The sequence below is a fragment of the Methanosarcina baikalica genome (genome assembly GCF_031461075.1).
GTDB classification, from domain to species: domain Archaea; phylum Halobacteriota; class Methanosarcinia; order Methanosarcinales; family Methanosarcinaceae; genus Methanosarcina; species Methanosarcina baikalica.
In genome coordinates, this window is the sequence record NZ_JAVKPK010000038.1 from 1 (window position 1) to 22527 (window position 22527).

The 22527-nt window shown below is 41.7% G+C and carries 23 protein-coding genes; 12 read left to right on the top strand and 11 right to left on the bottom strand.

Translation table 11 applies throughout. The annotated features are described in order from the left end of the window. Nucleotides 1-312 precede the first annotated feature (312 nt). The 3 genes from RG963_RS09990 to RG963_RS10000 are packed head-to-tail and all read left to right on the top strand — an operon-like array spanning nucleotide 313 to nucleotide 2224. On the top strand, nucleotides 313-1716 hold the full coding sequence (locus RG963_RS09990; RefSeq protein ID WP_310576124.1) for an APC family permease: 1404 nt from the start codon (nucleotides 313-315) through the stop codon (nucleotides 1714-1716). Next, nucleotides 1709-1972 (top strand): monomethylamine permease, encoded by a 264-nt coding sequence (locus RG963_RS09995; protein ID WP_310576156.1) that lies wholly within the window; start codon nucleotides 1709-1711, stop codon nucleotides 1970-1972. Before RG963_RS09990 ends, RG963_RS09995 begins: the two co-directional genes overlap by 8 nt. Nucleotides 1973-1987: 15 nt before the next feature. After that, on the top strand, nucleotides 1988-2224 hold the full coding sequence (locus RG963_RS10000) for an AcrB/AcrD/AcrF family protein (protein ID WP_310576125.1): 237 nt from the start codon (nucleotides 1988-1990) through the stop codon (nucleotides 2222-2224). Between the two features lie 545 nt (nucleotides 2225-2769). Here RG963_RS10000 and RG963_RS10005 read toward each other — a convergent pair. From RG963_RS10005 to RG963_RS10015, 3 genes are all read right to left on the bottom strand, one after another. After that, nucleotides 2770-3795: an AAA family ATPase gene (locus RG963_RS10005; protein ID WP_310576157.1), complete on the bottom strand. Its 1026-nt coding sequence runs from the start codon at nucleotides 3793-3795 to the stop codon at nucleotides 2770-2772. A 69-nt stretch (nucleotides 3796-3864) separates the two neighbouring features. Then, complete coding sequence (locus RG963_RS10010; RefSeq protein ID WP_310576126.1) at nucleotides 3865-5565, bottom strand: preprotein translocase subunit SecD; 1701 nt, start codon at nucleotides 5563-5565, stop codon at nucleotides 3865-3867. Continuing rightward, a complete protein-coding gene (locus RG963_RS10015; RefSeq protein WP_310576127.1) occupies nucleotides 5562-6467 on the bottom strand; it encodes a protein translocase subunit SecF in 906 nt (301 codons plus the stop codon). Before RG963_RS10015 ends, RG963_RS10010 begins: the two co-directional genes overlap by 4 nt. A gap of 548 nt (nucleotides 6468-7015) precedes the next feature. Between RG963_RS10015 and RG963_RS10025 the strand changes: the two genes are divergently transcribed. Next, complete coding sequence (locus RG963_RS10025; protein ID WP_310576128.1) at nucleotides 7016-7495, top strand: deoxycytidylate deaminase; 480 nt, start codon at nucleotides 7016-7018, stop codon at nucleotides 7493-7495. Nucleotides 7496-7746: 251 nt separating this feature from the next. Further along, nucleotides 7747-8070, top strand: coding sequence for a cupin domain-containing protein (locus tag RG963_RS10030; protein WP_310576129.1), 324 nt, complete (start codon nucleotides 7747-7749; stop codon nucleotides 8068-8070). A 147-nt stretch (nucleotides 8071-8217) separates the two neighbouring features. Here the strand turns inward: RG963_RS10030 and RG963_RS10035 are convergent, their stop codons facing one another. Then, nucleotides 8218-8982, bottom strand: coding sequence for a coenzyme F420-0:L-glutamate ligase (locus RG963_RS10035; protein ID WP_310576130.1), 765 nt, complete (start codon nucleotides 8980-8982; stop codon nucleotides 8218-8220). Between the two features lie 407 nt (nucleotides 8983-9389). On the opposite strand from RG963_RS10035, the gene RG963_RS10040 reads away from it, so the two are divergent. After that, nucleotides 9390-9791 (top strand): hypothetical protein, encoded by a 402-nt coding sequence (locus RG963_RS10040; RefSeq protein WP_310576131.1) that lies wholly within the window; start codon nucleotides 9390-9392, stop codon nucleotides 9789-9791. 223 nt (nucleotides 9792-10014) lie between these two features. Next, on the top strand, nucleotides 10015-11010 hold the full coding sequence (locus RG963_RS10045) for a cation diffusion facilitator family transporter (RefSeq protein ID WP_310576132.1): 996 nt from the start codon (nucleotides 10015-10017) through the stop codon (nucleotides 11008-11010). Between the two features lie 238 nt (nucleotides 11011-11248). Here the strand turns inward: RG963_RS10045 and RG963_RS10050 are convergent, their stop codons facing one another. Continuing rightward, entirely contained in the window at nucleotides 11249-11710 is a 462-nt protein-coding gene (locus tag RG963_RS10050; RefSeq protein ID WP_310576133.1) for an Hsp20/alpha crystallin family protein, read from the bottom strand. Between the two features lie 226 nt (nucleotides 11711-11936). Further along, the gene (locus tag RG963_RS10055; RefSeq protein WP_310576134.1) at nucleotides 11937-13133 is read right to left on the bottom strand and encodes a cofactor-independent phosphoglycerate mutase; all 1197 of its coding nucleotides are present in this window, start codon (nucleotides 13131-13133) and stop codon (nucleotides 11937-11939) included. A gap of 460 nt (nucleotides 13134-13593) precedes the next feature. Between RG963_RS10055 and RG963_RS10060 the strand changes: the two genes are divergently transcribed. Then, nucleotides 13594-15012, top strand: coding sequence for an aspartate kinase (locus RG963_RS10060; protein WP_310576158.1), 1419 nt, complete (start codon nucleotides 13594-13596; stop codon nucleotides 15010-15012). A 21-nt stretch (nucleotides 15013-15033) separates the two neighbouring features. After that, nucleotides 15034-16035, top strand: a complete 1002-nt coding sequence (gene purM / locus RG963_RS10065; RefSeq protein WP_310576135.1) for a phosphoribosylformylglycinamidine cyclo-ligase — start codon at nucleotides 15034-15036, stop codon at nucleotides 16033-16035. Nucleotides 16036-16148: 113 nt separating this feature from the next. On the opposite strand, the gene RG963_RS10070 is transcribed toward purM, so the two are convergent. After that, nucleotides 16149-16547 carry a DUF1894 domain-containing protein gene (locus RG963_RS10070; protein WP_310576136.1) on the bottom strand — a complete coding sequence of 133 codons (399 nt, stop codon included), beginning with the start codon at nucleotides 16545-16547 and terminating at the stop codon, nucleotides 16149-16151. Then, nucleotides 16544-17002, bottom strand: a complete 459-nt coding sequence (locus tag RG963_RS10075; RefSeq protein ID WP_310576137.1) for a DUF1890 domain-containing protein — start codon at nucleotides 17000-17002, stop codon at nucleotides 16544-16546. The genes RG963_RS10070 and RG963_RS10075 overlap by 4 nt, the downstream gene beginning before the upstream one ends. A 381-nt stretch (nucleotides 17003-17383) precedes the next feature. Between RG963_RS10075 and RG963_RS10080 the strand changes: the two genes are divergently transcribed. Beyond that, nucleotides 17384-17665 (top strand): DUF1894 domain-containing protein, encoded by a 282-nt coding sequence (locus RG963_RS10080; RefSeq protein WP_310576159.1) that lies wholly within the window; start codon nucleotides 17384-17386, stop codon nucleotides 17663-17665. A gap of 98 nt (nucleotides 17666-17763) precedes the next feature. Here the strand turns inward: RG963_RS10080 and RG963_RS10085 are convergent, their stop codons facing one another. From RG963_RS10085 to RG963_RS10095, 3 genes are all read right to left on the bottom strand, one after another. Then, nucleotides 17764-18330 (bottom strand): hypothetical protein, encoded by a 567-nt coding sequence (locus RG963_RS10085; protein WP_310576138.1) that lies wholly within the window; start codon nucleotides 18328-18330, stop codon nucleotides 17764-17766. 86 nt (nucleotides 18331-18416) lie between these two features. Further along, on the bottom strand, nucleotides 18417-19511 hold the full coding sequence (locus RG963_RS10090) for a hypothetical protein (protein ID WP_310576139.1): 1095 nt from the start codon (nucleotides 19509-19511) through the stop codon (nucleotides 18417-18419). 323 nt (nucleotides 19512-19834) lie between these two features. Next, nucleotides 19835-19981: a hypothetical protein gene (locus tag RG963_RS10095; protein WP_310576140.1), complete on the bottom strand. Its 147-nt coding sequence runs from the start codon at nucleotides 19979-19981 to the stop codon at nucleotides 19835-19837. 256 nt (nucleotides 19982-20237) lie between these two features. On the opposite strand from RG963_RS10095, the gene RG963_RS10100 reads away from it, so the two are divergent. Then, nucleotides 20238-20720, top strand: coding sequence for a PUA domain-containing protein (locus RG963_RS10100; protein WP_310576141.1), 483 nt, complete (start codon nucleotides 20238-20240; stop codon nucleotides 20718-20720). A gap of 466 nt (nucleotides 20721-21186) precedes the next feature. Continuing rightward, nucleotides 21187-22170, top strand: a complete 984-nt coding sequence (locus RG963_RS10105) for a hypothetical protein (RefSeq protein WP_310576142.1) — start codon at nucleotides 21187-21189, stop codon at nucleotides 22168-22170. Nucleotides 22171-22527 lie beyond the last annotated feature (357 nt).

Sequence of the window (22527 nt, forward strand, 5' to 3'; positions counted from 1 at the left end):
CCTGGGACTTGTATTCTAAGCCGAAAGTCCAAAGCCTAAGTTTATATTGAAGGAACCGAGGCCAGCGAATATCTCGCTGGCTAATTTTTTTTGAAAACTCAGGCGAAACCAATATAAACATATCTTGCGATTTCTATGGAAATTATTCACATATAGGTGAACGTATATAAAAATATAATATATAAAAATGGGGATATTAAAATGGATATTTGGACTGTAATAAACGGACTGATATATCTCCTGGCTTTCGGGTTGATGGGCTGGGTCTTACTGGACGCCAGTAAGGTTTCAAAAAGAAGGGGCTGAGATGGCATGTCTGAGCATGAATCTTCCAGTTTAGTTAAAACTCTAAGGCCTTTCCATGTATGGGCTCTCGGAGTCGGCATCGTGCTGGTAGGTGAATACATGGGCTGGAACTTTACCGTTGCAAAAGGAGGAGTTCTGGGTTCTCTGCTTGCCATGCTGGTTGCAGGAACAATGTATGTCATAATTTCTCTCTGCGCCAGTGAACTTGGATCAGCAACCAAACTTGCAGGAGGACCTTACGACTGGGCAAGATTATTTATAGGTCCAGGGGCAGCTGCCAGTGTAGGACTTGCAGTCTATATGGAATATATTGCACTTGAAGCGGCAGATGCCATTGTTGTCGCATTCATTGCACAGAGCATCTTCCCGGAGCTACAGGTTTTTCCTGTCACACTGCTTGTCATTGCACTTTTGACCTTCATTAATTACCGGGGGGTTGTTGCGGCTCTTACTCTGAATTTTGTCCTGACCATGATAGCTTTCATTGCAATAGTGGTCTTCTTCTTCGCAACTGCCTTCGGAACAGTTAATATCCACCCTGAATACCTTTTCCAGGGAGCTCTGCCAAACGGTATGATAGGCCTCTTTGCTGCCTTGCAGTTCGGGCCGTGGTTCTACCTTGGAATAGAAGGGGCGGCGATGTGTGCTGAAGAGTGCAAGCATCCTTCAAGAGCAGTACCTCTAGGGCAGCAAGCCGGAATGATCACCCTGCTCATAGGAGCAGCAATGACCCTGTACCTTTGTGCAGTGTTGATCCCTGCGGATTTGCTCGGAGTTTCCGTGTATCCGCTCTTTGAAGCTGCACAGAACAGTGGTATTTTTATCTTTGTTGCCCTGCTGGGACTCGGGACCTTCCTGACCTGTGTCGCCAGTGCAAACGGTTGCGTCTGTGACTCCTCACGCTCCTGGTTTGCCCTCTCCAGAGACAATTATGTGTCTTCCTGGTTCTCGGCAGTGCACCCAAGGTATAACACCCCATACAGGGCTGTGATTTTCACGGTGCCTGTTGCAATCGGCTTTGCATTCAGTGGTTTCCTGGACCAGGTTATTACCTTCTCTATTATTTCCGGACTGCTCTGCTATGTGCTGATTCCCTTCTCCCTGATCCGCTTCAGGAAGCTCTTCCCGCAGACCACAAGCAGGGTCAGGCCTTTTGTGGGCCCTCTTCAGCCGTATATTGCTTACTTTGCAATTGCAATTGCAATTACGATTCTTTCAACGCTGTTCTGGGGCTACAAGTATAACCTGATCTTCGCTTTTGTGTTCTATGGCATTGCATACTTCTACTTCAGCCAGAGGCACAAGAGTTCAAACATAGAAAACAACTGGACTGAAATGGGCTGGCCCTTACCCAGGGGCTCGGAAAATGTAAGAACAGGAAAGGAGGCGATGGGCCTTGGAGATGAATAACCATGCAATGAAAAGCAAATATCATCGTAAACTTAACGGAGATACGGTTCTCGTTGTAGGCATGCTTGTCCTGCTGGTAAGCGTGGAAGGATTTATAATATACAAGATCCTTGCCGAAACATGGGAAATTGCTGGAAATTTCTTCTACCTCTATGTGATTTTCGTAGGGCTGATCATTATAATTGAGACAATCGGATGCCTGAGGGTAAGAGAATCCATCAAAAACCATATGTTTGAGTTCAAATACTACGACTGAGGAGGCAGAAGAACAATGACAGAAAAGGGCACCATTACAGAGGTCTTTGATATTGTGTTTATCTTCGTGCTGGCCTTCGCCTGTGTAGTTATTCCCACAGTGCTCCAGGGAGCTGTATTAGTTTCCTGGGGAGAAGGAGGGGCGGGGATAGGCTTTGTCTGGGACCCGGTAGGTTTCTTCAGCTTTTTGCTGGTAATAATTGCTTTCTTTGTTGTGATTCTCTATCACTCGGTAAAGCACTACAAATACTGAAAGAAATTGAAAAAAAGAATTTAAAAAAAGGTTTAATCGAATGCCTGTCTGAAGGGGAAATTCAGGCAGGCAATTTTTTAAATTCAGGCAGAATTTTACCTTTTTCAAACGGAGGTTATAATTATATTCTGCCTTATAAGCACGACCTCCCTGAAATGAGGGAGTTATTCAGGGAGCAATGGAGGTATTTTTGTGGATTTTTCAAAAAGGCCCGAATTCGGCTTCTGCTCAAGGGAATCCAGGCTCAGAACCATCTTCAGAAAGTATAAGCACATCACCACGGATGTATCCTGAAATCCAGATCACCTTTTGTAGAAAGTATACTAGAGCCCAATAACTTCTGAGAAGCCTGAGCTTCTGGCCTCTTTACAATAAAAGATAAAAGCTAATCATATATATAATTTACTGCTTTAATTTCAGTAAAAAGGATATAGTATATATATTTTGTTAATATTATAGCCTCCGAAATAGAAGTATTTATATAAGACCGTTGAAAATTACCGAAAATTAAAAAAGAAAAAAAAGGTTCCAGTTGTATAAAAAAATTAAGAGAATGTAGAGATCAGTTTTTCGAGCTGGATTCGCTCATTGGCAGCATCTTTAAGTAGAGCGTCCGTTTCGGAAATTTTTACAACAAGACGAGCAATATCCGTATCGGTTTCCCCTGAGTCTGCAAGGGCTTCGGAAAGCCTTTCAAGAATTTCAACCCCTAACAACCCTTTTTCGACGATCATCTCGTCGATAAGTTGCCGTCCTCTGAAAAAATCCCCGTTGAGAGCCGCATAAAGCAGTTTATCTATAGTTTCATCTCTGCCTTTCATAGTAGCTTGGTATACCATCTCTTCAGTAATGACTGCTCCATGTGCCAGCAAGGAAACAATCTGCAGAGTATGGACAGCTCTTGCAATATTCCCTTTTGCAAAATAAAGGATCGCATCAAACGCGCTCTCCGAAAATTTCAAATTTTCAGCACAGCCAATTTTCTCAAGATGGGCTTTCAGAAGAGAGTCAGGAACATATGTGAAAAAAATTTGAAGGCCCCTTGAGCGAAGCGGAGCTATAAGTTTGGAAGGTTTGGTGGTTGAAAGGATAAACCTGCATGTTGCACTGTACTTTTCCATAATTCGCCTGAGAGCGTGCTGTGCGTCTGAACTCAGGGACTCGGCATTATCGATGTAGATTAACTTGTAATCGGCATCAATTGAAGCCATCCCTGCATATTCATTGATAATTTCCTTAAAGATATCGATTACACTTTTATAGATTTTCTTAGGGTCGTCAGTACCCAGAAAACGCACAAAACGCTTATCCCTGACAAGATAACGCTTTCCCTGGTCAAAAAAATCCGAAGCATTGAAGTATGCAAAATTGTTTTTCCATGTACTGCCATAGAGCTGCCTGGCAAGAGCAAGGGCAGCAGTCGTTTTTCCGGAATTTTCAGGCCCGTATAAAATAAGATGGGGCAAGGCCCCGGACTGAGCAAGTTCAGAAAGAGTGGTCACTGAGTGTTCGTTCCCAAGCATTTCTTCCAAGGTACCTGCCCTGTATTTCAAAGTCCAGAGATCCTGCATTGATTCCACCTTTTTTAGCTTTTGAGTACTAAATTCAGGGAACTTTATTTTTCATTTTCCCTCAATATATTACTCAGTCATACCTACGTTTTCACTTTCATCTGAATGTAGAAGTTCCTTGATTACTATACCGTAAACCGGCCTTGCAATAATTACACCAATTAAGACACCAATGATAGTAGTAATTGCAAAGCCCCTCAAAGAACCAAAGCCCATTACGACCAGTGGAGACAAGGCGATTATATTTGTGGAGGCTGCCCCTAAAATGATTATAAAAGCCTTTGCTATCCTGGACTTGAAGACCTTTGTTGGAGGGAGTTTGCCTTCGTAAAGCACCTCATCTGTGATGATTACAAGGTGGTCAATTCCGGTACCTATAGCAGCGATAATACCTGCAATTGACGCCAGGTCAAGCTGCCAGCCTATGAGCGATGCAACTCCAAGGAGCATAATAACTTCACTGGTGGAAGTTCCTACCATGGGTATTAGGATTTCAGGTCTCCTGTACCTGAAGAAAACCACGGCTGCTACTGCAACCAGGGAAATCAGACCTGTAACCAGAGCGGCAATTTTGAACTGCGCTCCGAGGCCTGCGTCCACATGTCCTGAGCCTACAAGTACCACATTGACAGGAAGAGCCCCTGCCCTTAGGTGAACCTGAAGTGCAGTCGCTTCGGTTTTGGCAGCTTCATCAGTACCTGTGGAAGCTTCCCAGGAATATATCGGACCTTCTCGCAGTTTGGAAGCTGCAGACAGACTCAAAGGAGCTCCATAGATCTTGACTTCATCCAAGTACATATTCAGATAATGGGCATCCGGATTGTCAATTGCCCCGGTTTCGAGTGCAATTTTCTGGAGTGTCCGGGCTCCTTCTTCATTTAGGGTAAAGGGAGTGTGCCACTGTTCATCGTGGAAGCTTGGAATTCCGACACCTACGATTGAATCCCCGTAAAGGACATGTTCCGTCTCATTTCCTGTTGTCTGAATCCTGATCTCAAACTTTCCCGGTTTTTCAGCTATTTCCTTTGCAGTCGCCAGGTCAATGCCTGCAAAATCAATCAGAATATAGTCTTCGCCTACAGTCCTGACAGGAATATCTTTCAGACCCATAGAATTGAGCTTGTCGTTAAGAATGTCCCTTGTCAGGTCTCTGGTTTCACTGCTGACTCCTTCTTTGTAAGTTGAAGTTCCGTCTTCGTTCTTGTGGATCGAACATCCAACTTTTTCCAATAGAGTCTCAAGCTGTTCTTCAGTGACTGCAGTTCTGATTTCGTAGACCATGCCGTCCTGAGTACTCATAGGAACTATTTCTGCATCAAGAGCTTTTGAGAGGTAAGCCTGGATGAGGGCCTCTTTACTGGCAGAGGAGATAATTACCTGCGTTTTGTTCCCACTCAGCTTGTCCACGCTTACCGTGCCCAGAGACTCAAGTTGGGAGGCACTGACCGAAGCGGATGTCGTAAACGTGATAGATTTATCGGCAGAGCCGCCGACGTCAAGGTCATTTTTTGTAATCTCAATGGGAGCTCCGATTATGGGCTCGACGATTCCGCGGACTAACTTTCCTGAATCTGCATCTATCTGAGCAAGCGCTCCCTCCAGTTTGATCTGGAGCCAGGACCCGCCTTCCAGGTCAAGCCCGAAGTTAAGGTTGGAAGTTGTCCCTTCTCCGGGGGTATAGCCCGGGTGGATAGCCACGATAGAGCCAAGAAGGATCAGAATGAAGATAATGACTCTCGGATTTTTAAAAAGACCTTTTTTATCGCTCATCTGTTGTACCTCCCTCTGAATTCGGGCTTCATCACATACCATCTTAGAATTCCCGTATTCAGGAGCCAGGTATTCATAATATCTGCAAAAAGCCCTGCAATCAACACTATTGAGATCTGCGAAAGCAGAGTAATCTGTGTAAATGAGGGAATGACCAGATAGGAGAAAGTCGAGACTACGTACATGACCGCAAGCGCTGCAAGGGTTGTGGTGGTCATGGTAATACCTGTATGCATAGCCCGGGAGACTTTCTCTTCTACTGCACCCCGACGTTTAATTACTCTATTTGTGAGCAAAATGTCACTATCCACAGAATAACCTATAAGCATAAGCAGAGCGGCAAGTGTTCCCAGAGAAAGTTCTATCCCTGCAACTCTCATGAAAGCAGCTGCAATTACGATATCCGAAAAGGCAGAGAGTATCACTGCAATGGAAGGGACCAAGCTTCGAAAGAGCAGAAATACCACAATTGCCATCCCTATAAAAGAAATGACAAGGGCCTGAAGAGCCTGTACCTGCAGATCCTTGCCGTAGATGGGCCCGACCTGCCGGATCTCCACATTCGAATAGCGGCTCATAACATCCTTTTCAAGCTGACGCTGCTGCTCATCGTCCATGACCCCGAACTGCATAATAACCCTGCTTCCGGTCTGTCGGACGTCGGTGATGGGGTAAGAAGAATACATTTTTTCAAGCACAGCAGGAGAGTCAGTCGTTTCTACCGAAATCTGGGTACCACCCTGAAATTCCATTCCCAGGATTACCGGCGACCCGCTGCTTACAAAGGAAACCAGCAGTACTACTAAAGCAACTGCGAGTACTGCAAGAGGAAGTGCCAGCAACTGGCGATTATCGTGATTTTTCACGAAATTATCTAAAAGTTCGGTCAAACCTGTTGCCATAATTTAATACTCCGGATGCATGCATCTATTTTCTATCTAACTTATCCGAACAACTTTTCATATCCAGATGTGTAATCCAGAAACATCAAGATTTATAATGAGATTATAAATAAGATTTGTTTGAGAATTATGAATTTACTCTGAATCCAATAAGATTCAGTTTCTGGGATGATGTTCTGGATAGATCAATAATATAAGTAAATCAATATTATAAATAAGTTAATTCTGTTTTAATTCTGTATTCTCACAGAATATATCAATTCTTCCTCGATAGGTAGTTCTTCTCTATACACCGTTAATTCATTCCACTTAAAATTAACTCTTAAAAATGGTACAAGTTCTAACGTCACAGCTATATATACCTGTTACTGTTCATTAAAAATAATGATAAATAGACCTTCCCTTGATGAATATTTCCTTGAAATCGCCTTCGTAGTAGGCAACCGAGCCACATGCCTCTAAAATAACGTCGGGACTGTGATCTTCCGGGATAAGTGCATTCTCTCAACCGACAACTCTAATATACCATTTACTATTCATTAAAAATAATGACCCAAAGACCTTCACTTGATGAATACTTTCTTGAAATTGCTTTTGTGGTAGGCAAACGGGCCACCTGCCTTCGAAATAACGTCGGGGCTGTGATCGTCCGTGATAAGCGCATTCTCTCAACCGGATATAACGGGGCTCCCAGCGGTATGGAGCACTGCCTTGATACTGGATGTATACGTAACTTGGAGAATATTCCCTCGGGCACCCGACACGAAAAATGTAGGGCAGTGCACTCCGAACAGAATGCTATAATTCAGGCCGCAATTCATGGTGTGAGCATATCAGGAGCAACCATCTACTGTACACACCAACCGTGCGTTCTGTGTGCGAAAATGATTATCAACTCAAACATCGTAAGAGTCGTATATGCAACTCCTTATCCTGACGAAGACTCACTTAAGTTTTTCAGAGAAGCAGGTGTGAAAGTTGAGCATATACCTTTTGCGCTGAAAAGCGGGACTTCAGGCGAGAACTGAACCTGCAGGACTTAAAAACCATTCTGCGTGCACTCTTTTAGAAGAACATTTCTATAAAAAGAAGTAAAATAACCTAATTATATAAGAGTTCTTGCATAAAATAAATGTAAAAACGCTTTCTGAGGGTATTTTATCCAAAAAAATCCGAAGCAGTACAACGTCTGGCGTGACTAGAATTTATCCGCGCAAAAATTTGTCAGATGCCTGCATAAGCTAGATGAATTTATGGAACAAGGATAAGAGGTGGAATAATGTCTGAAGAATTAAAAGCCAGGACACTAAAGGTAGAAGATTTGATCGAATACCAAAAAGGAGCCGTTGTAAGCAGAGAAATTATCCGTAAAGGCACGGGAACCGTGACCATATTTGCCTTCGACAAAGGAGAAGGACTGAGCGAACATACTGCCCCCTTCGATGCCATTGTTCAGGTAATCGATGGGAAGGCAGAAATCACTATTTCTGGTAATAAGAATATTCTAGAGAAGGGAGACATGATCATAATGCCTGCCAACGACCCACACGCACTCCATGCAATGGAAAGGTTCAAAATGATTCTAACCATGATCCGCTCTTAATACAATTAAGCCCCATTTTAAGTCGGGGAAATTATTTTTCAGGACGGAATTGAACCATCCTCATGTCACAAAATCCCTTAAAATAGATACTTCGGACATCTCTTTTTGAAACCAATACCTGAGCTTGAAGCTCGTATCTTCTTTAATTCAACTCTTTTTTTGCAGGCAGCGAAGCCCTTTTTTAATAATATCCTGCTCTTCAGGGCGGTAAATTTCCTTTATAGAAATATCTTCTTCACAGTAGTTATCAAGCCCGCGGATCACAACCGCAGGAATTCCGCCTGCTCCTTCCCCCATCAGAAGATTTGCAGCACCTGCAAGTTCATCGGCAACCGCCTCTTCCGTAATCTCAAGGATTTTTCCGAACAGGTCTTTTTCCCCAATCCAGCGCTTCACAGGTTTTATTTTGTAAATTCCTATGGCAGCACCGGTCTGTCCTATCTTGAAAGCCCTCCCGTTTGTATCCGTGACAATGACACTTAATTTTTTCCCACTCAGCCTTTCGAGCTCTTTCCCGAGCCTTGAAGCACTGACATCCGGATTTTTCGGAGGGTAGAGCAAAAATCCATCTTCGATATTTGACTCGTCTATTCCTGCGTTTACGCAGGTATGTCCTTCAAGAGTTGTTACAAGCATAAAAGGTTTCTCTATAAGGACTTCCCTGCTCCTGGAAAGTACAGCCTGAATAAATCGGGCATCTTTTTCGCTCCGGGCTGCGATCTCAAGTGCCATCTCCTCTGGAGTGATATCTTCGAGCCTGAAGACCTCTCCTTCAGATTTAGCAACAACGGTCGAGGCAACGATAACAATGTCCCTGTCCTGAAGTTCCATATTCATACAGATAATTGAGGGTAAGTCATCTCCAGGATGTATAAGGGGAATATTTTCAACGGCTATGGCTTCGAATTTCAAACGTGTTCCTCAAAGGTCTTTGAAATTAATAAATATAAAGCGATCGCGTATGATCTTTTCAAACGCAGGGAGGTAATTCCGTAAATGAATAATTTGCAGCAGTAAAGGCAGTAACCATAAATAAGACCACCGATATACTGGATCTTGCGGCGATGATGAAAGTTACCCCGACTGAGCAAAAGATGATGAGAACAATTTCCTGATGCCGCACTTTTTACCTATTTTCCTATTTACCTTATTCTTCAGTTTACATTAGTTTTTATTTACCTTATTCTTCAGTTTACATTAGTTTTTATTTACCTTATTTTCCAGTTTAAGTTATTTATCATCTTACCCCGTTTTCCCACACTAACTTTTTCAGGGCAGAATTAAGAGCTTTTATCTGCTTGCAAACCAAATTTCATAGGGTGTTAAATACGAGCCAATATGACCTGAATGAAATTATACAGAAAATAAAGAATAAAAGCCCTTTTGAGTTAAAAGACAATGAACGAAGCAGATCCTGGAGTTTAAGAGTTATCATAAGCAAACTGTATTACTCACTGGACTATGAAAAAGAACCTCAGGCTACCAGGCAAAAAGTAATTCAGCTTTTATTTTATCATGGGCAATTTAGCAGGGAAGAGATCGATGAAATCTTTCAATCGTCAGCAAAGGAGACTACTGATTATTCAATGGAGTTTCTAAAGCAGCACCCTCAAGTTGCAAAGGCTGAAGCTCTGAAAAGTAAAGAATTTCCTGATGAAATCGAAGGAAAGGAAGGAGAAAAACTTAAGGAAATAAAATATATCTTTCCGCATTACGGCTGAATGTCCACAGCCGATCTTATTCAATAAAATGGCAAATTAAACAATCGAGAACGGAGAGTCGTGATCAGCTCGTAAAAACGTATACCTGATAAAGTCCTTAATGAGTGAAAGATAACCTTATATCTACTGACCACTAATTTATATGCTCGCGCCTAATGATAGAATATATATTAAAATATAATATCTCAAATATAATCAAATAGTCAAGATAATATGAGAAATTATGGAAGACACTGGCTATATAGATAAATATACTCTTTTTAATTACGAAGAGAGTGAGAATACCAGATATTCCCGAGCAGCTCATGTAACAAAAGTTTCAATGATTTTTAATTTTTTACTGACAGCTTTTAAATTTGCGGCTGGGATTCTGGGCAATAGTTCGGCAATGATTGCTGATGCGGCTCATTCACTATCAGACTTCATAACTGATATCGCAGTGATTGTGGGTTTAAAGATTGCTAGAAAACCCAGGGATAGCACACACAATTACGGGCACGGGAAAATTGAGACTTTAGCCGCAGCGTTTATAGGGCTTGTACTTGTTGCGGCGGCGTTTGGAATTTTCTGGGGAGGTCTTCAGAAAGTTATTGCTTTTTATGATGGAAAGGGACTTCCGGAGCCAAGCAAAACCGCTCTTGCTGCAGCAATCGTTTCAATTGTGGTAAAAGAGTGGCTGTACCGTTACACCATAGTATGTGGCCGAGAACTCAAGAGTGATGCGGTAATTGCAAACGCCTGGGACCACCGTTCGGACGCCTTCTCTTCAGTAGGAACCATGATAGGGATAGGAGGCGCAATATTTCTTGGAGGTAATTGGGTAGTGCTTGACCCAATCGCCGCAATTGTATTAAGTTTCTTTATCTTCAAGGTGGCATTCGATATCTCGTATAAAAGCCTTAATGAGCTTTTGGAAGCTTCACTTGATTCGGAAACCTACAGAAGCATTGAAGAGATTCTGATCTCCACTGATGGCGTTTTAGGCTTCCATGAGCTAAAAACCCGAAAGATAGGAAACGCCATGGCTGCAGACGTCCATATTGAGGTAGACCGAGATCTGAATATTGTAGATGCGCATGAAATATCAACGCAGATAGAAGACAGGTTGAAGGAAATCTGCGGCGAAAACGGTCACTTCTCAATTCATATTGAACCGTGCTCTGATTCCGAATATTATAACCCGGATATGTCCAGGGCGAATACAAGAATCAGGTCATAAAAGTCGAGAACCCACTTAAGTTGAAAACTCTCTTTAAGTTGAGAACTTTCTTTATATTTAACTTTTAAAGATGTTCAACACATACTCAATTGATTATCCGATACAAGATTCCGAAAATCGAAATTTGAGCTGGGATAAGCGTGGAAATTTTATAGAAAAGAATTCAAGAAAGAAAAGACTGTGAGTTTTTCCCGCAGTCTGACACCTTATCCAGGGTGATCTTTTTTCTCTTGAAAAATCACTCGATAGCTATTTTCTTTGCCGGTTCTTCCAGTTTCATTTTAGGAAGCGTTATTGTCAGGACGCCGTTTTCTATTTTAGCAGTGCTTCCCTCTTCCTTAACACTCGTAGGCAGGCGGACTGCCCGGTAAAAGCGAGTATATGCTCTCTCCCGACGCACGTATCCTTCTTCTTCGGTTTCTTTTTCCTTTCCGCTCTTTGCACTGATCTCAAGCATGTCTTCCTTAAGGTTAATTTCGACATCTTCTTTGTTAATGCCGGGCAGGTCGGTAGTGACCACAAGCTTATCTTCTTCATCCTTAATGTCAATGGCAGGGGTATATACCTTTCCGCCCCCCCATTCTTCCATTGGTATGAAGTCTTCAAACAGCTGGTTCAGGCGCTCCTGCGTCTTTCTGATTTCTTCAAAAGGATCCCAGCGTGCAGGTCCTGAAAATGATTTCCTAGCAGGCCATTTCATCTTAAATTCCCCTTTAAGTAAAATTATAACACAGAAATAGAAGTGCTATTATGAATATATTGAGAAAGGATATATACATTTTCTCAGGTAATTTTACTAAAATGTAGCCACAAAAAAGAATGTGAATAATAAAAGAAGAAGTTTCCAAAAACCCAAGCAGAGAGATTTTCGGAAAATTTAAAGGAAGTCGAATAGATACATCAAATGGCGAACCAGAAAAATACAGTTATTTATCCCTTACAAGCATTCCCATAAGGTCCGAAGCTTTTACGAGGCCTAAAGAGCCTTTTTTAACAGATTCCTCATCAAAAGCCTCTGTTCCATCAGGATCTGTTCTGTCGGTCCTGTAGACTGCAAAGGGAATCGGGTCCCTTGTATGAGTTTTTAAGGAAACTGGAGTCGGATGGTCAGGCAGTATGAGAATCGTAAAGGGCTCATCTGAAGCCTCAGCATGTTTAAGGATAGGGGCTACTATTCGGCTATCGAAATCTTCTACAGCCTTTAACTTTTTGTCAATACTTCCCTCGTGTCCGGCTTCATCAGGAGCCTCCACATGAACAAAGACAAGATCCCTGGTTTTCAGGATCTCAATGGCAGCACTGGCTTTTCCTTCATAATTTGTATCCAGATAGCCGGTTGCTCCCGGAACCTCAATTACTTCCATGCCTGCATAAACTCCAATGCCTTTCAGAAGATCGACTGCCGAGATAATTGCTCCGGTTTTCCCATACAGTTCTCGAAACAGCGTAAACTTTGGAGCATGACCCTGACCCCACGCCCAGATTGAATTTGCGGGGTTCTTGCCCTCTTCAATCCTTTTCAGGTTAACTGGGTGCAGTTCAAGAACAACCATAGATGCTTTAATTAATCCGGAAAAGAAATCTCCATCCTTTCCTCTAGGTAGGTATTCTTCCGCTTTCTTTCCTGTAATATCATGCGGTGGAGTACATTCTGTTTCAGCCCCCAGATTATTTCTGGCGACTATTAGGTGCCTGTAACTGATTCCGGGATAAAAACTCAGATCGTCAGTACTGAGTTCCGTATCAAGGGTCTCAATGAGGATTTTAGCTTCGTCACTGCTAATATGCCCTGCACTGTAATCTTTTATTTTCCCATGTTCAATGGTTATAAGATTGCATCTGAAAGCCACATCATCAGCTGCAAGGGCCACGCCCATACTGGCAGCTTCCAGAGGAGCCCGCCCGGAATAATATACTGCTGGATCATACCCGAGAATAGACATATTTGCGATATCACTTCCAGGAGAAAATCCATCAGGTATAGTTTTTGCAAGCCCGGTTTTTCCGTGAGCTGCGATATAATCCATGGCAGGGGTTCGGGCTGCCTGGAGAATGGTCTTGTTGCCCAATTTTTCTATCGGGTAATCGGCCATTCCGTCTCCTATAAGTACGGCATATTTCATTGCTTCACCTGTCTCTAACTGTTTTACTCTTTCATCTCTGGAATAAAATATATTACTTTCTACCAGATACTTATTACCGGCATTTTATTGGGCATCTGCTAGCAGGTTTTTCTGCTGATGCAGATATCTTAATTTCTACACTCTTTTTACACAAACATTATAATATAGTATCCGTATCCTATACAGAACAGGTTCTCAGCATAAAATATATTAAGTTATAAAAGAGCCGTCATATAGCTTTCTCGACAAAAGAAACCATTTTATTGAGAGACAATTTGCGTATATTCCCGGATTAGGATGAATATGAATCTGGAATAATTTTGGAAAATAATTAAAATAATTAAAATAATTAAAATAATTAAAATTAATAAAATTATTAAAATTATTAAAATTAATAAAATTAACAGTTTAAGAATAATGGTGTGAGAATAACCAGTTAATGCCAAAACGTGATCCGATCATGAAAATTGTAATGAAATTTGGAGGAACTTCCGTTGGGGACGGAAAAAAAATCCGTCATGTTGCCCAGCTTCTGAAAAGGTATCATGAAGAAGGCAACCAGATCGTGGTAGTAACCTCGGCGCTAGGTGGAGTAACCGATGGGCTTCTGGAAAATGCACTCCTTGCCTCAGCAAAAGGCAAAGTTGCCCTTGTGAAAGAGTTTAAAACCGAAATTACAAATAAACACCATGAAGCCGTGAATGATGCCATTGATGACCCCACAATTGTAAAAGAAGTTCTCCAGACTCTTGATCTTCGCATTGATGAGCTCGAAAAAGCCCTGATCGGAATCTGCTATCTGGGCGAACTTACTCCAAGATCCATTGACTATATTTCTTCTTATGGAGAACGCCTGGCTGCTCCGATTGTGTCAGGAGCTGTCCGTTCTCTTGGAACCGCGTCAACAGAATATACAGGTGGAGAAGCAGGGATTATAACCTCATCGGATTACGGAAATGCCAGGCCCCTGGAAAAGACCTACGACCTTGTGGAAAAGAGGCTTGGATGCAGACTCGGATCCCAGATTCTCGTGGTCACGGGATTTATAGGAGAAAATGAAGACGGAATTATTACCACTCTGGGAAGAAGCGGGTCTGACTTCACGGCTTCTATCCTTGGCGCGGCCCTGAAAGCCGATGAGATCTGGCTCTGGAAAGAAGTTAACGGGATCATGACCACTGACCCGAGAATCGTGCCAGAGGCAAAAACTATCCCGCAAATTTCCTATGCTGAAGCAATGGAACTTTCTTACTTCGGGGCAAATGTACTTCACCCGCGCACGATTGAGCCTGCAATGCGCGAACACATTCCGGTGCGTGTCAAAAATACTTTTGATCCGGAATTCCCTGGCACGCTCGTTGTTGCGGAGAAGTTCCAGTGCAGGCATGTTGTAAAAGCAGTAAGTCTGATCAAAAACGTGGCTCTCATTAATATTGCAGGCGTAGAGATGGCAGGAACAGTCGGGACTGTAGCAAGGCTCTTTACAACTCTTGCAAAGGCAGATGTTAATGTTGTTATGATCAGCCAAGGTTCTTCGGAGTCCAATATATCTTTCGTGGTCAGTGAGGCAAATGTTGAGCCAGCATTGAAAGCGCTCCATAAAGAGTTCAACCGCGAAATCGTAAAAGAGATTACTTCGGACAAAAATGTCTGTGTAGTTGCAGTCGTAGGTGCAGGTATGGCAGGAACTCCAGGCGTGGCAAAAAGGGTCTTCGGAGCGCTTGGAAATTCGATGATTAATATTATCATGATCAGCCAGGGCTCTTCCCAGTACAATATCTCTTTCGTGGTGCGGGAAGATGATGCATTTGCCGCAGTCAAGACCCTGCATGATGAATTCGAATTATATAATGGAAACGGAATTGAAAAACAGCTATAAAATAGGCCGGGAGGGGAAAAAATGAGTGAAAGGCACTTAACATACGCGGATTCAGGCGTGGATATTGCAAAGGAAGAAAAAACCGTCAAAACCCTTATCGAAAAACTTAGCTATGTTCGAAAAGGCATAGGAGCCCCCCTCACAGGAATAGGGCACTATGCAGGGCTCCTGGATTTCGGAGAATATGCTCTTGCCCTAACAACGGATGGGGTAGGCTCAAAAGTTCTTATTGCAAACGAAATGCAGAGGTGGAATACAGTAGGAATAGACTGTATCGCAATGAACGTTAATGACCTTCTGGCCATGGGAGCCGAACCTGTGGCTTTTGTAGACTACCTTGCCCTGGAAAAGCACGAAGAAGGCTTTGCCGTCCAGATAGGAGAGGGACTGCTCAAAGGCGCTGAGATATCCAGGATGTCTATTGTCGGTGGAGAAACCGCAACCCTGCCCGATATAATTAAAGGCTTTGACCTTGCAGGCACGTGCCTGGGAATTGTCAAAAAAAATCAGGTTGTTGAAGGAGGAAAAGTCAGGGTAGGTGATGTGGTTGTCGGTATCCACAGCACAGGTGTTCACAGTAACGGTTACACCCTTGTAAGGAAGATAGTTGAAGAAGCCGGATACTCTTACCATGATCCCTGCCCCTATGACAGTTCAAAGACAATCGGGGACGAGCTCCTGGTTCCAACGAGAATTTATATTGAGATCCTTGATGTCCTTAAGGCATGTGAAGTCCATGGGCTTGCTCACATAACAGGCAGCGGGCTTCTGAAATTGAGAAGGGTGACAAAACTCGGCTTTGACTTTTACGATCCTCTCGAACCCCAGGAGATTTTCAAGTTCCTGCAGAAAGAGGGAGGAGTCGAAGAGCTTGAGATGTACAGGACCTTCAATATGGGCATGGGCTTTCTGATTATCCTGCCGGAAAAAGATGCTGCAAAAGCTGTAGAGATTACGGGCGGAAAAATCGTAGGGAAAATAGTGGAAAGCGGAATCAGGGTCAGGGACCTGGTAATAGAGTAAAAGTCAAAAGTGTAAAATTCAATTTTAAAAGTGAAGCTTGGAGGAATGTGAGATTAAACTCCTTTCCTCTATGTTGAAAATTCTCTTATATGATTTTAATTGCGGCTAACTTCTTAAGTCTCATTTGTCTCATTTGTCTCATTTTTCCATAAATCCTGATAGCTGGCTGAGGGCGCCTTGGGGCTCTCAAGAGATTTGCCTTTCTTTAATGATGCCGTTCCCTCTTCCTTCTCTGTCTCTCTGAGCCGATTGATCTCTTTTATGCTGTCCTGGTTTTCTATACTCAGAACAAAGCTTCCATGACAGGGTTTTGTAAAAGGAAAAATCAGAGAATTACCTTTAGCCCCCACAGCAATGGGTGGTATTCCTATTATATAGTAGTCCTTGAAGATTTTGTATCCTGGCGGTACATAGTAAACCTCATCCGAATTTTTCTCAATATACTCTCTGGACTCCTTGAAACTTATCCTTTCCAGGAGGATCTCATATTTCATCTGCTCAATACAGCTCATTTGACTAATTCCTCCATCACCTTATCCAGCTTGTTCTTGAGCCGGGTGGGATTATGAACGTCTTTTGCAACTATTTTCTCACAGTCGAACTCAATGGCTTCTGCTAGAGCCTCAGCGTTCTTGCCAAAAACAATGGAGTACATTTTGGCCTGAGAAATGGCGCTCATTGTTGTTGCAAAAGTCATTCCGGAATCGTTATGCATAAAGGCGAAGCACATGTCGAAATCTAATCTTTTCTCAATAATGTCCTCTAAGGTTTTATCGAGATTAACCATTTTTTTTACATAATAACCGTCGATATCGGAAACTTTCAAAAGCTTGATTACAGCATCATTCCCAGCAACAGTTACGTCAAATCCTGATTTATTTAGCTTATGGGAAAGATACAGAGCAATGCTGGTTTGAATTGGGACCTCAGGACATCCCATCATAAGGAGCACTTTTATGCCGGTCATACATTTCATCTCTGATTATTCTATCGATAAGTATCTGTAAGGAGGGATACAGTTATCCTTAATTTCAACTTTTGCAATTGTTATTCTATGGAAACCCTTGAAAGCGAGATAACTTTTTTATTCAATCATGTCCCCACAGGTCCGCGTTTAAATCTCTCTAATATCGGATTTTAACCATTCTCATGTTATCACATTTATATTAAATTTGTTGATGTTAGTCTTAAAGCTGTTCAGTCTTCCAGGCTGAACGTTTATTCCTGCGAGTATTCCGAACACATAAACAAAAAGGTTGTAGAAGTAATTTGGATTAAATTAAGGATTTCTATAGAGCTCTATTTTCCTTTTTTCAAAATGAATTAGTTTTATAATATTCCTCGCATAATTTTAACTTGCGAATTTAATAACACAACTCTCAAAGAGTGTGAAAACTGTATTAAGGAGATTTCGGAGGACGTATACATTGTACCTGGAGGGTACAAAGTAAAAGGTTTCATCCTCATAGGTACAACTTCACCTGTTGGTTTTTCAGGGAACGATATCATATTTCAGTTTACAAAACCCTGTTTAGGCTTCTTTGTAATCAAACTGAAAAATGAAACAGAAGAAATAAAGAAACTTCGGGACCAGTACAAGAAGGATAAAAATGTAAAAAAGATTAAATGAGGATTAACAAAGCGATTGCCACCTGGGACGGTCTGTTTTTCCAAAAAACTCTCTTTATGTTTATTCTCCGGTTATCTTTAGGTTCATTTTCCGGTTTTTCAGGCTTTCACTTTTTTCGCACACGCAATCCTGCACTCAAAGAACCGGGCTGCAGGCAGTTCATGTATTGTGGTTGCAACAATCATGCCTTCTCCGAATTCTTTTACGACCATGATGGGCCTGTTTCTGTCATCTTTGAGCACAATTTCAGCATCGGTTTCTGAGAAGTAACCGTCACATCCTGCCGGAGGGACGATATTTTCCACAAGTTTTTGAGCATCATGTTCATCCACAGGCTGAGGTGTACATGAGTTTTCTTCCATTATGTACTTCAAAGAGAAAGGAAGCCATTCATATTCGTATTCCGGGACAAGAGGGCTGAAGACAAGCAGGGTACCTCCTTTTACCACAAATTTTTCAAGAGAGTGTTTACCACGTTCAAGCCCTGTACCTGTTTTTGTATACTGCTTATTTGCAAAACCAGTCGGCAAGACCAGAACCTTGCAGGCAGGAAAATAAGGAGTACCAAGGGATGTTGAGAGTGCCCGGCTGCATTCAAGTCCGTATTCCACAAACAATTTTTCAAAAAGAAGAGGGCAGTCCCATAGTAAAATTACGTCACTCATGAAAAAGGATATGAAACTCCCACATATGAATGTATCCATCTGAATAAAGAAGTCGGATAATTAGCGAAGGCAGTACTCTATGTACTTTATTCCGGAGAAATAGGGATAAAATTAAGGCCTTTATCGAATTCGAACAGGATCATGTAGGGGCTAGCAGTAACTGAAAAAGGACAACCAATTGCCCTAAAAATGTTTGAATAATAGTTTGTAAGGTATTCACAGACTTTTTTATCAGAATAATCATGAATAAGTTTCACATATTCCCTGCCATTTTCAGTGCAAATTTCAATATCACTTCCCATACCATCAGTCAGGTAAAATTCTTTGAAAATCAGAATATGCTCAGCAAGAGTGAAAGCCTCCGGATGCTTACCCACATTCAATTCAAAATCTCTTATGATGTCAGTTACGGATGGAATATTTCCGGAAACAAAAGCCTCAAAGGTCTTTCTGTTTATGCTGAGACGCTGGTAATTTTGCTGTCTGTATATATTGATAAGATTTTTCCAGAACTGCGGTTTTCTCTGAATTTCCCGGAAAGTGCCTTCCATTGACCCGAAGTGTTCTTCAAGCCCTTTAGGAACTTTTTGATAATCAAGAAATTCGAACCGCTTAAAGTAGACTTTTGTTATGTTTGACCTGCAGAATAATCCCTGGACATCCAGTTTCATCTGTTTTGCCAGGTAAAGGGCCAGACTATGAGCCATTATTTCCCTGAAGCAGGGATTACCGTTTGAGAGTGTAAGGTTTGCAATTTCGGGATCCGGATCCTGACTGCACTCTACATCAACATTAATTTTCCAGCCCATTTTCTCATTGAGCGCATTTATATAACTGACAACATCAGGAACTCTTTTAACTTTATAAGGGTTGATTATTTCATACACAATCGCTTCATCGATCAATAGTCCGGAAGTGTTTTTAATAAGCCATTCAAGCAGGGTGTGGTGAACAAGTAAAAATTCTTCTTCTTCGATTAACTTATTTTGAAACTCTGCATGTTGTGAAGCTTTACTTGAATCATTTTCTCCATTTTTACCCGTGTTCCCAGCCAGAGTCAGAAAGGCAATTTCGATAGCATCCCTTATTGCTGCACTTAAGTTTCCGTTATTTTTTTCCAGAAAGGGCTTTAATTTATCCACATAGCACTGGTCAATAGAGATATTTTTTCGGACTATCAAGCGGATCCCTCCCCTGCCTTTTTGAAACATAAGCAGCTCAAATTTTTTTATATACACACATTTACATTTTCGTAAACCACGTACTAGATTGGTGCTCATACTTATTAATTTTTTGCTAAAAGTTTGAGCAAAAAAAGCGTTTATTAAAGAGAAATAAGTATGGAGCCTGAAAAGAAAAAACAATAGCATTAGGGTAGACATTAAATGCAGAGATGAGACGTTAGGAGCTCCTAAGTCTATGATAATGCAATAAAAATTTACATTATGTAGATAAATAGAGACAAACATCTTCAGGGAAATATTCGAATTGCCGGAAATGCCTGTTAACCTGCTCCTGCAAACTCGAAGATGATAAGATTTGATACGGTTCGGACCTCGAACATGTAGCCTGCTACCCGGAACAGTTTTGAAAAAAGCTCAACCAATTTGAGAACACCCTTTTCCTCGGAAAATCGAGGTGTGATTTTCACATGCATTTCCCGCCCTTGTTAACCCTTTAAATATCGCTTGCAAGCTGGGTGGCTGAAATTAGTTTTGCAGATAACAAACAGTTTGCAGAGAGAAATCTCACGGATAGATACCTGACAGATATTGCTTAAAATATACCACTAAATATTATATTATTCATTTCGGAAAAGATAAATTGCCGGCATTTCCCTGCAGTACGGCCTAGAAAAATCAGAATAACCGGAACGGCTTTAAGGTCTGCATATATTACCTATTCTCATGAATTGTGACAGAAAAAGGCTTACCAGAGTCCGCATGATTGCAGATTACCAGTTTGGAAAAGGCATTGGAAAAGAGCTTTTTCCTGAAGGTGCAACATTTCAGTTATCCCGGACAAAAAGAGTACGCCAGGTCTTTCACTCAGGAAAACGCATAGCCACAGCAAGAGCAAAAGATGGCTTTTTTACCCTCAGTATTGAAGGAGCTTCCATTATCCACAGGCTTTTGCCCGGAAGAAAGCTCAGGGTCGTTATTTCAGCAGAAGCTGCTCCTTTTGTGGAAAAAGGTAAAACAGCTTTTATAAAACATGTGGTTGAAATCGATCCCGAACTCCGGGCCGGAGAAGAGGTACTCGTGACAGACGAAGCTGACCGGCTACTTGCAACAGGACAACTGCTGTTATCTCCTGCAGAGATCCTGGCCCTTGACAGCGGAGCAGCCGTAGATGTGAGAGTAGGAATTGCTTCGAAAAAAGAAGAATAATTGAAGCTGCAGGAAAAGTTGTGAATAAATAAAGGGGACACAGAAAAAGGAAAAATAAGTCTTAAGTTTATGTTAAAGATAAAGATTTTTTAAATTTTAGACAAATTTACATATAGTTAGATATAATATATAAAACGTAGTTCGTATTGCTCAAATATTCTTAAAATGAGCGGATAAAATCAATAAGAATATATTATAGATCGTAATTTTTGAATGAATATTATTCATAAAAAAACGGATATTAAAAGACAGTCTCATGTCTACCCCGAAATTTCCATATATTAAAGAACCAAAGAACAGTTTCCCCGGAGAGTGAAAAATCATTTCAGAGCCAGAACAGATTCTAAAATATTTCCTGGTTCCAGATAACACCAGAATAGAAGCAAACAGGATTATAGTCCAGGGAGACGTTATTATCGGCAATCACTCCAGTATTGAATACGGCATACTCGGACACACAGTCATTATGGGAGAAGGGGTGACCGTTTCCGGGGATATAGCGGCAAGTTCCGATATCAGGATTGACATGTGGTCAAAACTGGGAAGCAGGGTAGAGGTCGGCGGAAATGCTTATCTTGGAGAATTTGTAACCATAGACGGAAAACTGCTCGTAGAAGGGGATCTGGACGTAGGAAAAGAAGTTAAAATTAGGGGAGGGTTCGAGGCCAAAGGATGGATCGTGGTCAGGAATCCGGTCCCTGTAATTATATTTTTATTCCTTTATATAAGAGAAATGATGCGCCTCGGAAAAGGCGAGGAAATAGAAAAAGCCGTAGAAGAACTTTTTGAAGATTCCGAGGATAGCCAGGACTTTGAAGGAAAAGAGCCAAGTGAAAATATAATGATTATACCTGCCGGTGCAAAGATTTCCCCTGAAGTCATCGAGGTTGCCGGGGAAGCTGATATCGGGAGTAACTGCCTGTTAATAGGAAACATTCGGGCACAGACAGTTGAGACAGGAAAAAACCTGACCCTGAAGGGAAGCGTTTATTCAGAGGGCAAGATCATCATAGGAGAAAGCAGTACTGTCCATGGGAATCTCTTTTCAAAAGGACAGGTGCATATTGGCCGAAACAGCAGAATTTTCGGTGGAATAAAAGCCGACTCTGTATTAATGCACGAAAATGCTAGGGTAGACGGCACAATAAAAGCACCATCGGGAGTATCTTTCTTACGAGAAGCCGCAGAAAAGCAAATCCTTGTAGAAGTTAACGCTTTAGGGAAAGGAATTGTAAGCAAAGCCCGTGAGTTGCCTAAAGGTGTACTTCAAGACGACCTCATAAAAGCTCCGGATGTAGCGGAAATAGTTTCACTCATCAAATCAAGCGCAAAAGCTAAAAATGGTTTTGTGCCTGGCAGAAAAAGAAAAACTGCCAGAACTCAGGCTCTGGAAAGGACCAGGCGCTTCACGGGAGCCAGGACTTACAGAAAGGAGAAGTCCGGAGATTAATAGCCGAATTTGGCCTGAAGCTATGCTTAAGCCTGAGAAGCCCTAGAAAACCTGGAATGCCCTTGATCGAGCCTTAATCTGAATTTTCGTTCTACATACAGCATAATCTTATCTTATAGCGTATGAGCTCATATTCCAGGGAAAAGAATTGCGGAAAAATTTATTTTTTCAGAAGGAGCAGTAACATTCTTAGGGTATCAGGGAATTATCTGGATTTCAGGAAAGACGGAATAAATTTTCTGTAAGCCCTTAAAATCCTCAAAGGAGAACATTTTCAGAGTATTGATGATGCTAACCTTCGTATGTTTAAGCTTCCGTATTGATATACAAATTCAAAATAATCCGGATCTCATTCGT